Here is a 14,167-nt window from a genome sequence, read left to right on the forward strand (position 1 = left end):
CGTGCGTTCCCACCCTCAAAGCAGAATGTCGGTGTAGAGCTCGGAGGCATCCGGCTCTGGATCGTTTTGGGCGAATTCCGCCGCCTCGGCGACGGCTTCACGCACCTTCTTGTCGATGGCCTTGAGGTCGTCCTCGCTCGCCCAGTCGTTGTCGAGCAAGCGCTTGCGGACCTGCTCGATCGGGTCGTGCTCGGTTCGCATCTTCTGGACCTCGTCCTTGGAGCGGTATTTCGCCGGATCGGACATCGAGTGGCCGCGATAGCGGTAGGTGATCATCTCCAGGATGTACGGCCCCTTGCCCGTGCGGCAATGCTCAAGCGCCTTTTCGCTCGCCGCCATCACGGCGCGCACGTCCATGCCGTCGACCTGCTCACCCGGAATCCCGAAGGACGCGCCACGCTGCGACAGGTCGGTCGTCGCCGAGGCACGCTCGACGCTCGTGCCCATGCCGTATTTGTTGTTCTCGATCACATAGATGACCGGCAGCTTCCACAACTGGGCCATGTTGAAGCTCTCGTAGACCTGGCCCTGGTTGGAGGCGCCGTCGCCGAAGAAGGTCATCGCGACCGCGCCGTTCTCCCGGTAGCGGTTGGCAAAACCGAGGCCGGTGCCCAGCGACACCTGCGCACCGACGATGCCGTGCCCGCCGTAAAACTGCTTTTCCTTGGAGAACATGTGCATGGAGCCGCCCTTCCCCTTGGAATAGCCGCCCCGGCGTCCGGTCAGTTCCGCCATCACGCCCTTGGGATCCATGTCCATGGCCAGCATGTGACCGTGATCGCGGTAACCGGTGATCATCTGGTCGCCGTCCTCGGATGCCATGCGCATGCCGACGACGACCGCCTCCTGGCCGATGTACAAATGGCAGAAGCCGCCGATCAGACCCATGCCGTAGAGCTGGCCGGCCTTTTCCTCGAAGCGGCGGATGAGCAGCATGTGCCGATAGGCCGCAAGCTCCTGCTCCTTGTCGAATTCGATAATTGCGGGCGACGCCTTGGCCGCGCCTCCCTTCGACCGGCTCGTGCTTTTTGCCCGTGTGCCGGTGGTCTTCCGTGACGTTGCAGCCATGACCCTCATCTCGCTTGAAAAGCCCCGCGCGGGGGCCGCGTTTCCCCTTCAGCAACTTAGCGGAAGGTACTCCATTGCAAAAGTCAATGAAAGCAGACAGAGAGGGCCGTTAGAGACAATCAACCTACTGAAAATATAGATATAATATCATTTGAACTGTAATTCGGTTCAAATTCGATTTTAAACCTGAATTCAATTAACTTACAAGCGGGGCGACGGTCGCAGAATAGCGAGTTCGTTGGGATGCACCAGGTTCAGGCTCGCGCGCGCGCGTTCGTCGATCATGTCGGGGTCGAGGCTTTCCGGGCGCAGCAGCACGACCTTGCGCATCAGATTGTCGCGCTCCGCCTTGAGCGTCGCGAATTCCTGTTGAAGCTTGGCATATCGCAGGTCGAGACGCGCCTTGCCGACGAGCCCGAGCTCTCCGTTGAGCGCGTGAAACGCGAAATAGGCGACCAGAAGGCTTGCGACAGTCGGTGCGACAAGTCGTTGCCAAAGGGTCTTGCGACGATGACGGGTTGTTTTGACAAACACGGGGCTACGAGACCTGACTGAATACGAACCGCTCGATACGCAATCATCATCGCCCAACAGCCTTAATGGGGAGTTTCCAAGCCGTTGCCTCGCGCCGCGGGATGGATATTTTCCTTTCCCGACGCGGACCGCACCTCTCCCGACCATGCCGTCTTGTCGCTACGCCGCCTTGCTGTCCCCCTCCGCCAGCCGCACCAGCTTCAAAAGCACGGCCGCCGATCCCTTCAGGCGCTGTTCGGCCGTCTCCCAGTCGCGCGACAGCACGACTTTCTGGTCCGGGCGGATCTTGGCGAGAACGCCCTGCTCGCCGATGTAGGCGACAAGTCCGCCGGGGTTCGGGAACTCGTTGCCGCGGAAGGCGATGACGACTCCCTTCGGGCCGGCATCGATCTTTTCCACGTTCGCGCGGCGGCACAGGCCCTTGATGTAGACAATCTTCAAAAGATGCTCGACCTCGTCCGGCAACGGCCCGAAGCGGTCGATCAGTTCCGCGCCAAAGGCATCGATCTCTTCCGGAGCGGCGAGATCGGCAAGGCGGCGGTAGAGCGAGAGCCGCAATGGCAAATCCGCGACATAGCTTTCCGGAATGAGCACCGGGGTGCCGACCTGGATTTGCGGCGACCAGGCTTCCTCAAGCCCGGCGTCGCCGCCGTCCTTGAGTGACGCGACCGCCTCTTCCAGCATCTGCTGATACAGCTCGAAGCCGACTTCCTTGATGTGACCGGACTGTTCCTCGCCCAGCAGATTGCCGGCGCCGCGAATGTCGAGATCATGGCTGGCGAGCTGAAACCCTGCGCCCAGGCTGTCGAGCGACTGCAGCACCTTGAGCCGCCGGTCGGCGGTTGCCGTCAGCGTCTTGTTGGCAGGCACCGTGAACAGCGCATAGGCGCGGGCCTTGGAACGGCCAACGCGCCCACGCAGCTGATAAAGCTGCGACAGGCCGAACATGTCGGCCCGATGCACGATCAACGTGTTCGCGGTTGGAATATCGAGGCCGGATTCCACGATCGTGGTCGACAGCAGGACGTCGTATTTCCCCTCGTAGAAGGCATTCATGACGTCTTCCAGCTCGCCCGGCGGCATCTGGCCATGCGCGACGGCGACCTTCACCTCCGGCACGGCATCGTCGAGAAACGCCTTGGTGTCGGCGAGATCCGACACGCGCGGACAGACATAGAAGCTCTGTCCGCCGCGATAGCGCTCGCGCAACAGCGCCTCGCGCACGACGACCGGATCGAACGGCGAAATGAAGGTGCGCACCGCCAGCCGGTCGACCGGCGGAGTCGCGATCAGCGACAGTTCGCGCACGCCGGTCAGCGCCAGTTGCAACGTACGCGGGATCGGCGTGGCCGACAGCGTGAGCACATGGACCTCCGACTTGAGCTCCTTCAGCCGCTCCTTGTGCTTGACGCCGAAATGCTGCTCCTCGTCGATGATCAGCAGACCGAGATCGCGAAAGGCTACATTCTTGCCGAGCAGCGCATGGGTGCCAACGACGATGTCGATGGATCCGTCCGCAAGGCCCTTTTTGGCCGCAGACAGTTCCTTGGCCGGCACCAGCCGCGAGGCATGGGCGACCTGGATCGGCAGCCCCTGGAAGCGCTCGGAAAACGTCTTGTAGTGCTGGCGGGCAAGCAGTGTCGTCGGGACCACGAGGGCCACCTGGCGCCCGGTCATCGCCGCGATGAAGGCGGCGCGCAGCGCAACCTCGGTCTTGCCGAAGCCGACATCGCCGCACACGAGCCGGTCCATCGGACGACCGGACACCAGATCCTCGAACACCGAATCGATGGCGTTCATCTGATCGTCGGTCTCGTCATAGGGGAAACGCGCGGCGAACTCGTCATAGGCGCCTTCGGGCGGCGAGATCGCCGGCGCGGTCTTGAGCGCGCGCGCCGCCGCCGTCTTGATCAGGCCGTCGGCGATCTCGAGGATACGCTTCTTCATGCGCGCCTTGCGCGCCTGCCAGGCCCCTCCGCCCAGCTTGTCGAGCTGCGCCTCGGTGTCTTCCGATCCGTAGCGGGTCAGCAGCTCGATGTTTTCCACCGGCAGGAACAGCTTGTCGCCGCCGGCATATTGCAGCTCCAGACAATCATGCGGCGCGCCCACGGCCTCGATGGTCCTCAGACCAATAAACCGGCCAATGCCGTGTTCCGCATGCACCACGAGGTCGTTTTGCGAGAGGCTCGAAGCCTCGGTCAGAACATTGGCGCCGGAGGATTTGCGCCGGCGCTGGCGCACGAGACGGTCGCCCAGAATGTCCTGTTCGCAGATCAGTGTCAGATTGCCGACCTCGAACCCCTGTTCGACGCCCAGAAGCGCAAGCGCCGTCATGTCTTTCGGCAGGGCCTGAGCATCGGCGTCGCTTGCGACCGGAACGGTTCGGTCCAGTCCGTGATCGGCAAGGACATGCGACAGGCGTTCGCGCGATCCCTCGCTCCAGCAGGCGATCACGATCCGGTTTCCCGCCTTGCGCCGGACCGTCGCATGGGCGGTCAGCGCATCGAAGACATTGACCTCGCCCCCCGCACGCTCGGCGGCGAAACTGCGCCCCTGGCGACCGTCGAGCGGCACGACCGTCACACCCGTCCCCGGCGGCGCGTCGAACGCGGACAGCCTCAGCGACGTGCCGTCGGCGAGACCGGCCGTCCATTCCGCGTCCGTCAGATACAGCGCTTCGGGCGGCAACGGCTTGTAGGGAACGGAGCCCGCGCGTCCACTGCTTTCGCGAACCTCCCGGCGGGCGGCGTGGTGCTCGGCCACCTGCTCCTGGCGCTCGCGCACCACATCCTCGAGCGCGGCCGACAGCACGAAGGGGGTCTCGCCGGCGTAATCGAAGATCGTTTCCAGGGTCTCGTGGAAAAGCGGCAGCCAGTGTTCCATGCCCGCATAGCGCCGGCCTTCGCTGATCGATTGATAAAGAATGTCGTCGCGCTCGGACGCGCCGAATTGCGCGACATAGCCCTTGCGGAACCGCGAGATTGCCTCCTGCGACAGCACCGCCTCGCTCATCGCAACGAGATCGAGCCGCTTGAGCTGTTTGGTCGTGCGCTGGGTCTGCGTGTCGAAGGAACGCAGCGATTCCAGCGTGTCGCCGAAAAAATCCAGCCGGACGGGCTGCTCCATGCCGGGCGCATAGACATCGACGATGCCGCCACGCACGGCATATTCGCCGGTGTCCTGCACCGTGGAGGCGCGGGCAAAGCCGTTCGTTTCCAGCCAGGCCACCAGATCGGCGAGCTTGATGACATTGCCGGGCTTTGCGCGCCACGACTGGCTTGCGGCGAAGTCGCGCGACGGCAGCCGCTGGAGGACCGCGTTCGCGGTGGTCATCAGCACCGTCGGAGCGCTCAAGGACTCCTTGCTTGCAAGACGTGAAAGGGTCGTCAGGCGCCGCGCAACGATGGCCGGATTGGGCGACACGCGATCGTAGGGAAGACAATCCCAGGCGGGAAGGTCGAGAACCTCGGCCAACGGCGCGAAATAGCCCAGCGCATCCTGTACGGAGCGGGCGTGAGCTGCATCGCGCGCGACGAACACCAACCGCAGTCCCGCCGCGCCATCGGCGAGCAACCGGCCAAGCACCAGCGCCTCCGCCCCGTCCGGGACGCCGGTAACGACGGCATTGCCGTGTTGCGAAAGCACCTTCTCAAGCAACTTGCTTAATCCTTGCAAAAAATCCCGGCGCACGACCGCCGCGGGTATATCTGGCCTCTGCGCGCATCCGGCACGGCACGCAAGTCTGTTCGGTTCGTCAGCCGGTCCGCTGAAATTCCACGATGGCCCGATAGACAGGCGTATCGTAATTGGCAGGCACCGGCACACTGCCGATCATCCAGCTGAACAGGTCCTGGTCGGGCACATCCATCAGCCGCTCCAGCGTGTCGAGGTCGTCGTTGCAAAGCGTGTTCAAACGGGCCTTCGCATAATTTCCGAGCAGGATATCCATTTCCTTCATGCCCCGGTGCTGACACCGGAAGAGCATGCGCTTGCGTCGGGCATCTTGCGGGTCGGGCGCGCCGCGCGCGGTCTGATCCGAAGGATCGGGCATGATTGTCTTCCTCGCGCTCGTGTTTGATTTTGGCGCTTGCACTTGACAGAACTTCTCGGGTTCGCGGGTTATAGCGGCCCCGGCGCGAAACTCAATGCGCCGTGGCGACAGCCGACCAACCGTCAACCCGTGGCTCACCCGATTTCGCCCGAAACCGCCCGAGACCAAATGCGCCCCACGCTGCTCGACCCGCTCTTTGCTCCCATCTCGGCCCTGCCGGGCATCGGCCCGCGCACCGCGCGCCATCTGGCAACGTTGCTGGGAGTCGGCGCCGACCGCGAACCCTATGTGATCGACCTGCTGCTGCATCTGCCGACGGGCGTGATCGACCGCCGCCTGCGGCCTGGTGTCGCGCGCGCCGAGGAAGGCGCAATCGTCACCCTCGACGTTCACATTGACCGGCATCAGGCGCCGCCGCGCGGTAGCCGCGCGCCCTATCGCATCCAGGCGCATGACGACAGCGGCGATCTCACTCTCGTGTTCTTTCACGCAAGGCAGAACTGGCTTGAAAAGACCCTTCCCGTCGATAGCGAAATGGTGGTTTCGGGGCGGATCGAGTGGTTCAACGGCCAGCCGCAGATGATTCACCCCGATCACATGGTGATGGCTGAGGATGCCGCAAGCCTGCCGCTGGTGGAACCGGTCTATCCGCTAACCCAGGGCCTCTCCTCAAAGATGCTGCAAAAGGCGATGGCGGCAGCCCTCGAGCTTGTCCCCGACCTGCCTGACTGGCTGGACAGCGAACACGCAAGGCGTGGCAACTGGCCCGGGTTTCGCAAAGCGCTTGTGACCCTGCACCGTCCCCCCGCCGATGCGCTGGGCGCGGACGAGGCAACCGCCGCACATATGCGGCTCAGCTACGACGAGTTTCTGGCGAACCAGCTGGCGCTGGCGCTGGTGCGCCGCTCCATGCGCCAGACGAAAGGCATCGCGCGGGCCTTCGACGGCCGCCTGAAGACGAAGATCCTCGCCGACCTTCCCTATGCGCTGACAGACGGCCAGCGGAGCGCGATTTCCGATATCGAGGCGGATCTCGCCGAACCAGTGCGCATGCTGCGCCTGCTGCAGGGCGATGTCGGCGCCGGCAAAACCATCGTCGCGCTGATGGCGGCCGCCGCCATGATCGAATCCGGGGCCCAGACCGTGTTCATGGCGCCGACGGAGATCCTGGCACGGCAGCATTTCCTGTCACTTGCGCCCCTGTGCGAGGCCGCCGGCATCCGTATCGCCTCCCTGACGGGACGCGACACGGCGAAACACAAGCGCGAGACCCGCGCCGCGCTCGAGGCCGGCGAGGTCGATCTCATCGTCGGCACGCATGCGCTGTTTCAAAACGACGTCGACTTCGCCAATCTCGGCCTTGCCATTGTCGACGAGCAGCACCGCTTCGGCGTGCACCAGCGTCTCACGCTCTCGGCAAAGGGCAAGGGCGTCGACATGCTGGTGATGACGGCAACGCCGATCCCGCGCACGCTGGTGCTCACCTTCTTTGGCGACATGGACGTCTCCCGCCTGACCGAAAAGCCTGCCGGCCGCCAGCCGATCAAGACGGTCACCGTGCCGCTGGACCGCATGGACAATGTGGTCGAACGGCTCCGCGCAGCGCTGGCGGAGGGCAAGAAGGCCTATTGGGTCTGCCCGCTGGTGGAGGAATCGGAGAAATCCGATCTCGCGGCGGCCGAGGAGCGCTTCGAGGTGCTGCAGCAAGTGCTCGGTCCCCGCGTCGCGCTCGTTCATGGACGCATGACCAGCGACGAGAAGGCTGCGGCCATGTCCGCCTTCAAGGACGGACCCGTCCAGCTCCTGGTCGCGACCACCGTGATCGAGGTCGGTGTCGACGTACCCGACGCCACCATCATGGTGATCGAGCACGCTGAACGCTTCGGTCTGTCGCAATTGCACCAGCTTCGAGGCCGCGTCGGACGCGGGTCGGAGGCCTCGACCTGCCTGCTCCTCTACAAGACGCCGATTGGCGAGACGGCCCGCGCGCGCCTGTCGATCATGCGCGAGACCAACGACGGCTTCCTGATCGCGGAGGAGGACCTGCGCCTGCGCGGCGAGGGCGAGATCCTGGGCACGCGCCAGTCCGGATCACCGGGCTTCCGGATCGCCGATGCCGCCGAACAGGCAGACCTGCTTGAAGTTGCACGCGACGACGCAAGGCTCATTCTGGAGACGGACCCGGAGCTGACAAAACCGCGCGGCGCGGCCCTGCGGGTTCTGCTCTATCTGTTTTCGCGCGACGAGGCGATCCGCCTGCTGCGCGCCGGCTGAACGGCGCAGCCGCTCGTCAATCGGCCGTTTCCAGCGACCGCTTTGCGTCAGCGTCCGTCGTTGCGTCCGTGAGCGGCAGCACCTTGTCCCACTCGGGACTGACGAGACCGGCGGAAATCACAAGCTTGGCGGCCGCCTCGACCGTCATGTCCAGCTCGATGACCTCGTCACGCGGCACGAACAACAAGAACCCGGAGGTCGGGTTCGGGGTTGTTGGCAGGAACACCGCGGTGACATCTTCATTGTAGTCGTGGAGCTTGTGCGCGACCTCGCCGCGCGCGTTTGTTGCAATGAAGACAATCGCCCAAAGTCCCGGCCGCGGGTACTGGATGATGGCGGCCTTCTTGAAGCTGTTGGAGCGTTCGGCCAGGATCGTCTCGAAGATCTGCTTCAGACCGCTGTGCAGGTTGCGAACCACCGGCATGCGCCCAAGCAGGGATTCGCCGTAGGAGACCAGCGTTCGCCCGGCGATATTGGCCGTCAGGAACCCGATCACGACCAGCCCGAAAAACGCGACGATCAGGCCCACGCCCGGCACCGGAAACGGGAGATAGGTGTCGGGATTGTAGTTGCCGGGAATGAGCGGCTTGATCCATCCGTCGATCCATTGAACGATCGACCAGGTCAGATAGGCGGTGATGCCGACGGGTCCGGCAATGACCAGCCCGGTCAGGAAGTAGTTTCTCAAGCGGGTCATTGCGCTTGGCCGAGGCAGTTTGCCACCCCCGCCCTCCTGTTTGTGTCTGGATGTCGTATCGCCGCTCATCGTCCTGTCGTACCCTGCCTGTCCCATGAACGACCAAGATGCAAATCGCGCGCCATATCCGATGCAGGAAAGATTCCGCGTTTGCGTGCATCTGGCGTATCGCGCAATACATAATGCAGATCGGGCGATTGGGGAATCGATAGGCGACAAATGACAAGAAATTCGCCACCCCGGTACCCCCGACGCCGGCGTCCGCGCCATGACCGTGCCACCAGGATCGTCTTCGCATCCCTTGGCGGCGGGCTGATCGGCCTCGGCGTGATTGGCGCGTTTTTGCCCATCCTGCCCTCGACCGTGTTCTTTATCGCGGCGGCTGCCTGTTTCGCCCGCTCTTCGCCCAGACTCGAACGCTGGCTGCTGAACCATCCGCGCATCGGCCCGGCAATCCGCGCGTGGCGCGCGAACGGGGCGATCTCCGTGGCAGCCAAGATCGCCGCCGCGGCCGGAATGGCCAGCGGCTATCTGGTGTTTCTGCTGACCATCCGGCCCGGCGTGCCGCTTGCCGGGTTTCTCGCCCTCGTGCTGATGGCTTGCGCCGCCTACGTCCTGTCGCGCCCCTCAGGCCCAAAAGACACCTGACGACACGTCAGGAACGGCCGACGTCCGTATCATCCCGCGTTTACCGACATTCACGTGCATGTGACACTCTGTGATGCCGATCACGCTCGAACAGGCAGTGCGGGCGCAAAGTCGATGGCACCCCGTATCCCGACCCGGGTTTATGCCGGGTTGCGTCTGCGGGAAAGAAACAGACGAGAGGAAAACGTCATGTTGTCCCGCATCACGTCCGGCCTGGTGCCTGATATCCAGCGCCAACACCGTCAGCGACCACCCCGCTTGTCGGTGATACTCATGCTCTTCGCCGTTTGCCTGGCAGGCGTCCCCATCCTGGGCACCGCTTCGCCGGCCTCCGCGCAGATCATCGACATCCGCCCCAACGGACCGGTCATCGACCCGAACAGGCGTCCCCTGATTTGCGCCCCGCCGCGTGTGCGGCGCAACGGACGCTGCGTGTTGCCGCGCCCCACCGTCTGCTCACCGCCGCGCGTCATGCGTAATGGCCGCTGCGTGCTGCCGCGCCCCAACCTCTGCCCGCCGCCGCGCGTAATGCGCAATGGCCGCTGCGTGACGCCGCGCCCCACCGTCTGCGCCCCGCCGCGCGTAATGCGCAATGGCCGCTGCGTGACGCCGCGCCCCACCGTCTGCGCCCCGCCGCGCGTGATGCGAAACGGCCGCTGCGTGATGCCGCGCCCCACCGTCTGCGCCCCGCCGCGGGTGATGCGCAACGGCCGCTGCGTGATGCCGCCGCGCCCGACCGTCTGCAGGCCCCCGCGTGTTCTGCGCAACGGCCGCTGCGTCACGCCGCCGCGCCGGCCGGATTGCCGTCTGCCGTATATCTATTCGCCCGCCCGGCGACGCTGCATTCTACCGGTCCCGATACCGCCGGTCGTGCGTCCGCAATCATGTGAGGCGCCCTGGCAGTATTCGCGCAGCGCCGGCGGTTGCATCTGCCCTTCGGGCTATGTGGTTTCGCGGGGCGACTGCGTCCGCCGCGACAGCCGATCCTGCACCTTCCCCTTCGTTTACTCCGACAGCCGCAACCGCTGCGTCTGCGCGAGCGGCTATCGCCCGTTCGGAACAGGCTGCAAGAAGGAGGATCCCACCCCGAGCGGCAGCGAGAACATCCGCTGGATCCAGGCCTGCCTGAACGAAGCCGGCTACGACGCAGGGACTGTCGACGGTCTTTCGGGCCGCAAGACCCGTGGAGCGTGGAATGCATTCCGCAGCGAAAGCAATCTGGGGGACACGACCGCGCCCTACAGCGATCCGGAAACTCTGGCCAGGCTCTTCCAGGCCTGCCAGCCGGAAGACGCCGCGTCCGCACCGCCCGCGACACCGGCCGAGCCGGAACCGGAGCACGAGGTGCCGGCGCAGGACGATACGGCAAACGCCGCTCCGCCCTCCGGCGAGGGAAGCTTCGCACCCGCCGACGCACTTTGCGCCTCGGGACGGCTCTACAGCTTGCTGAGCGCGGAAAACCCGTCGCTGGAACCCTGCGGCAGAAGCTGCATTCCCGCGCCCGAGGGCATGAGCGAGGAGGAGTTGCTGCGTCAGCAGGAAACCCAGGGCATCACATGGTGCCGCTCCTGCGTCACCGTTGGCACGCTTGGCATGCTGTGCCCAAAACCGTCCGAAGACGGCAGCGAGAGCGATACGTCCGCCAATGACGGGCAAGACACGGCGAACTGACGCGACCCCCTTCGCGAAAACGCGAACGCCCGGCACGTGCCGGGCGTTCGTTTTCTCTTTTCAGGCGATTGCCCTATTCGACCGTGACGGATTTCGCCAGATTGCGGGGCTGGTCGACGTCCGTGCCCATGAACACGGCTGTGTGATACGCCAGAAGCTGCACCGGCACGGAATGCACGATCGGCGCAATGAGCTCCGGGACATTCGGCAGGACGATCGTCTTCCAGGTCGGCGTGCTGCAGGCGGCAAAACCGGCCTGATCGGTAATCAACACGATCTTGCCGCCGCGGGCGGCCACCTCCTGCATGTTCGACATCGTCTTTTCAAACAGGCCGTCATGTGGCGCGATGACGATCACCGGCACATCCTCGTCGATCAACGCAATCGGACCGTGCTTGAGTTCACCGGCCGCATAGCCTTCGGCGTGAATGTAGGAGATTTCCTTGAGCTTGAGCGCGCCCTCCATCGCAATCGCGAAACTTGTGCCACGGCCCAGGTAGAGGACGTCGCGGGCGCGCGCCAGCGGCTGCGCGAGCTTCTCGATTTCCGGCTCAATCGCCAGCGCGCGGCTGAGGTGGGCCGGCAACTCCGACAGCGCCCGCACAAGCTCGCCCGCCCGCGCATCGTCGAGATGACCGCGCTGGCGTCCCGCGTGAATGGCGAGAACGGCAAGAACCCCGAGCTGGCAGATGAACGCTTTCGTCGACGCAACCCCGATTTCGCGTCCCGCGATCGTCGGGAAAACAAGATCGGCCTCGCGGGCGATGGTCGATTCCGGCACGTTGACGATCGCCCCCGTGCGCGCGCCTTCGGCCTTGCAGTATCGCAGGCAGGCGAGCGTGTCCGCCGTCTCGCCCGACTGGGAAATGAACAACGCCATGTCGCTGTCGCTCAGCGGCGCCTCGCGATAGCGGAATTCCGAGGCGACATCGATCTCGACCGGGAGCCGGGCTATGCGCTCGAACCAGTATTTCGCCACCAGACCCGCATAATAGGCGGTTCCGCAGGCGGAAATGATCAACCGGTTGAGACGGGTGAAATCGACTTCGCTGCGGGCGTCGAGCACCGTCGTCATGGCCGACAGATCAAGAAAGCGCGACACCGTATGGCCGATGACCTCCGGCTGCTCATGGATCTCCTTTTCCATGAAGTGCCGAAAGTTCCCCTTCTCGATGGTCTGAGATACCGCCTCGCTGGTGATCGTGTCCCGTGTGACCGGTTCGTTTGACTGGTTGAAGATCTCGCAGCCGGCACGGGTCAGCACGACCCAGTCGCCCTCCTCCAGATAGGTGATCCTGTCGGTGAAGGGCGACAGCGCGATCGCGTCGGAGCCCAGATACATTTCATTGTTGCCGTGCCCGACAGCCAGCGGCGACCCGCGGCGCGCGCCGATCAGGAGATCCGGCTCGCTTTCGAACACGAAGGCAAGCGCAAAGGCACCGGCAAGGCGCGGCAGAACGGCGGCGACCGCCTCCTTCGGGCTGCTGCCCCGCGCGATCTCGCGGGAAACAAGAAACGCCACGACTTCGGTGTCGGTGTCGCTCGACGGTCGCGCACCTTCGGCCTCGACCTCGCGCCGCAGTTCAAGATGATTCTCGATGATCCCGTTGTGCACGACCGCCACACCGGGCGCGACATGCGGATGGGCATTGTTCTCGGTCGCCGCGCCATGGGTCGCCCATCGTGTGTGACCGATCCCCGCGGCCCCCGCCAAAGGCATGCGTTCGAGCTTTTCCTGAAGGTTCCTGAGCTTGCCCGGCGCGCGGCAGCGCTTCAGCGCCCCGTCATCGACCGTGACGACACCCGCCGAATCATACCCCCGGTATTCCAGCCGTTTCAGCGCGTCCACGAGTTGCCCTGCAACCGCGTCGCTTCCGAGGATCCCAACGATTCCGCACATGAATGTCTGTCTCCAAATTGGCCAAATCGCGCCGCTGCGCGTTTCGTTCGCAGCCTCTTCTAGTGCGCGTGGCCTGCCCGCGCACAATCAAAACCTGTTTCAATTCATGACACACACCGGACAAAGCCGGGTCCTGACCATGAGAAAGGTGAAAATGACGACACAATCGCCAAGTTTTATCGCTTGTTAACCCTGTTTGGGGTTTTCTAGACTCCAAATTCAATACTGTCCGGGAACCAACGTGTGAAACCGCTCGAATACAGCAAGAAAGCGCCCTTGAGGGGACGCAAGCTCGGCGACACCGGGCGCATTTCGCTGTGGGGCGGCGCGGCCCTCCTGTTCGGGGTCGTCGGCGTGTCGTCCGTCTTCCTCACCCCACCCGGCGGTCATTCCCCTCAGCGGTTTTCGAACACACAGCTTCCTCCGGCAGGCGATGTCCGCACCACCGCGTCGATCGGAGCCGGAAATGACAGGCCGGGACTGGAGATCTACCCGTCGGCGGGCGGCACGGGTGCCGCCCAGGCGCGGCACCAGATAAAGGGCGAGGTCGAAACCCTGCGACGCGAGGTTGCAGCGCTCAAGCGCACCGTCGCCGTCCTGCAGGAACGCAAGGCCATTCTCGCCGAGAAACTCGACGACGTGCAGTCCGTAGAGACCCGCGATCCCGACCAGGCGTCCGCCCCTGTCCGGCAGCCGACGCGCTTCAACGCCAAGCTCGATGCCGCGGTCGAGGCGATTGCCGGAAAGCCCGGTCCCGTCGAAACAATGCCCGCGCCGGTTGGCCGGGTAACGCGCCGCGCGCCTCCGAAACCCGCGGCGCCGCGTTTTGCCGAAGAGACCCTTCCGGCAAACCTGAGCGAGCCTGTCCGCATCGTCGCCCTTCCAGGCGCCGAACCGCCGGCAAACGTCGCCTCCGTTCCGACGGCGGAGAACACTGAACCGGCGTTACCGGCGGTGCCCGGCGCACGTCCCCCGACAAAACCCGACGACGCAAGACTTTCGATATCCGGTGCCGCCGGGCGAATTTCCGGCGCTGCGGGGAACCGGATCGGACGCAGCGATTTTGCCCTTGATCTCGGCCGCTTCGAGAGCCGCGAGGAGGCGGAAGGCCGCTGGGCGGAGATCCGCGAAACGCAACCGGCTCTTCCCGCAACGATTTCGTCCCGGATCGTCGACGATCCGCAAAACCCGGGCGAGTTGCGCCTGATGGCCGGCCCGTTCCCCAATGCCGCAGATGCGGCTGCCGCTTGCGCTTACCTCTCCTCCGGCGATATCACGTGTTTGCCGGCCCTTTACCCGAGGGACACGGCTGCGCGACGCTGAC

11 protein-coding genes are annotated in these 14,167 nt (G+C 64.6%); 4 read left to right on the plus strand and 7 right to left on the minus strand.

Annotated features, from left to right (window positions below; genetic code table 11):
* Nucleotides 1-15: 15 nt before the first annotated feature.
* The 4 genes from pdhA to BLU32_RS08125 all read right to left on the minus strand — a co-directional run bounded on the left by pdhA (nucleotide 16) and on the right by BLU32_RS08125 (nucleotide 5,653).
* A complete protein-coding gene (gene pdhA, locus BLU32_RS08110) occupies nucleotides 16-1,068 on the minus strand; it encodes a pyruvate dehydrogenase (acetyl-transferring) E1 component subunit alpha (RefSeq protein ID WP_093810755.1) in 1,053 nt (350 codons plus the stop codon).
* Nucleotides 1,069-1,269: 201 nt separating this feature from the next.
* A complete protein-coding gene (locus BLU32_RS08115) occupies nucleotides 1,270-1,602 on the minus strand; it encodes a septum formation initiator family protein (RefSeq protein WP_208976996.1) in 333 nt (110 codons plus the stop codon).
* Nucleotides 1,603-1,761: 159 nt separating this feature from the next.
* A complete protein-coding gene (gene mfd / locus BLU32_RS08120; protein ID WP_093806002.1) occupies nucleotides 1,762-5,259 on the minus strand; it encodes a transcription-repair coupling factor in 3,498 nt (1,165 codons plus the stop codon).
* A 97-nt stretch (nucleotides 5,260-5,356) separates the two neighbouring features.
* Entirely contained in the window at nucleotides 5,357-5,653 is a 297-nt protein-coding gene (locus BLU32_RS08125; protein ID WP_093806004.1) for a succinate dehydrogenase assembly factor 2, read from the minus strand.
* Between the two features lie 168 nt (nucleotides 5,654-5,821).
* Between BLU32_RS08125 and recG the strand changes: the two genes are divergently transcribed.
* Complete coding sequence (gene recG, locus BLU32_RS08130; RefSeq protein ID WP_093806006.1) at nucleotides 5,822-7,927, plus strand: ATP-dependent DNA helicase RecG; 2,106 nt, start codon at nucleotides 5,822-5,824, stop codon at nucleotides 7,925-7,927.
* Nucleotides 7,928-7,943: 16 nt separating this feature from the next.
* Here recG and BLU32_RS08135 read toward each other — a convergent pair whose 3' ends face one another.
* Nucleotides 7,944-8,624 (minus strand): DUF502 domain-containing protein, encoded by a 681-nt coding sequence (locus tag BLU32_RS08135; protein WP_093806008.1) that lies wholly within the window; start codon nucleotides 8,622-8,624, stop codon nucleotides 7,944-7,946.
* Nucleotides 8,625-8,843: 219 nt separating this feature from the next.
* Between BLU32_RS08135 and BLU32_RS08140 the strand changes: the two genes are divergently transcribed.
* Complete coding sequence (locus BLU32_RS08140) at nucleotides 8,844-9,272, plus strand: DUF454 family protein (RefSeq protein WP_093806010.1); 429 nt, start codon at nucleotides 8,844-8,846, stop codon at nucleotides 9,270-9,272.
* A 242-nt stretch (nucleotides 9,273-9,514) separates the two neighbouring features.
* Here the strand turns inward: BLU32_RS08140 and BLU32_RS21715 are convergent, their stop codons facing one another.
* Nucleotides 9,515-10,054 (minus strand): hypothetical protein, encoded by a 540-nt coding sequence (locus BLU32_RS21715; RefSeq protein ID WP_157727573.1) that lies wholly within the window; start codon nucleotides 10,052-10,054, stop codon nucleotides 9,515-9,517.
* Nucleotides 10,055-10,142: 88 nt separating this feature from the next.
* Here BLU32_RS21715 and BLU32_RS21720 point away from each other — a divergent pair, with 88 nt between their 5' ends.
* Nucleotides 10,143-10,943, plus strand: a complete 801-nt coding sequence (locus BLU32_RS21720) for a peptidoglycan-binding protein (protein WP_157727574.1) — start codon at nucleotides 10,143-10,145, stop codon at nucleotides 10,941-10,943.
* 73 nt (nucleotides 10,944-11,016) lie between these two features.
* On the opposite strand, the gene glmS is transcribed toward BLU32_RS21720, so the two are convergent.
* On the minus strand, nucleotides 11,017-12,843 hold the full coding sequence (gene glmS, locus BLU32_RS08150) for a glutamine--fructose-6-phosphate transaminase (isomerizing) (RefSeq protein ID WP_093806016.1): 1,827 nt from the start codon (nucleotides 12,841-12,843) through the stop codon (nucleotides 11,017-11,019).
* A 243-nt stretch (nucleotides 12,844-13,086) separates the two neighbouring features.
* On the opposite strand from glmS, the gene BLU32_RS08155 reads away from it, so the two are divergent.
* A complete protein-coding gene (locus BLU32_RS08155; protein WP_093806018.1) occupies nucleotides 13,087-14,166 on the plus strand; it encodes an SPOR domain-containing protein in 1,080 nt (359 codons plus the stop codon).
* Nucleotide 14,167: the final 1 nt, after the last annotated feature.

It is taken from the genome of Stappia sp. ES.058, assembly GCF_900105595.1.
Lineage (GTDB): Bacteria > Pseudomonadota > Alphaproteobacteria > Rhizobiales > Stappiaceae > Stappia.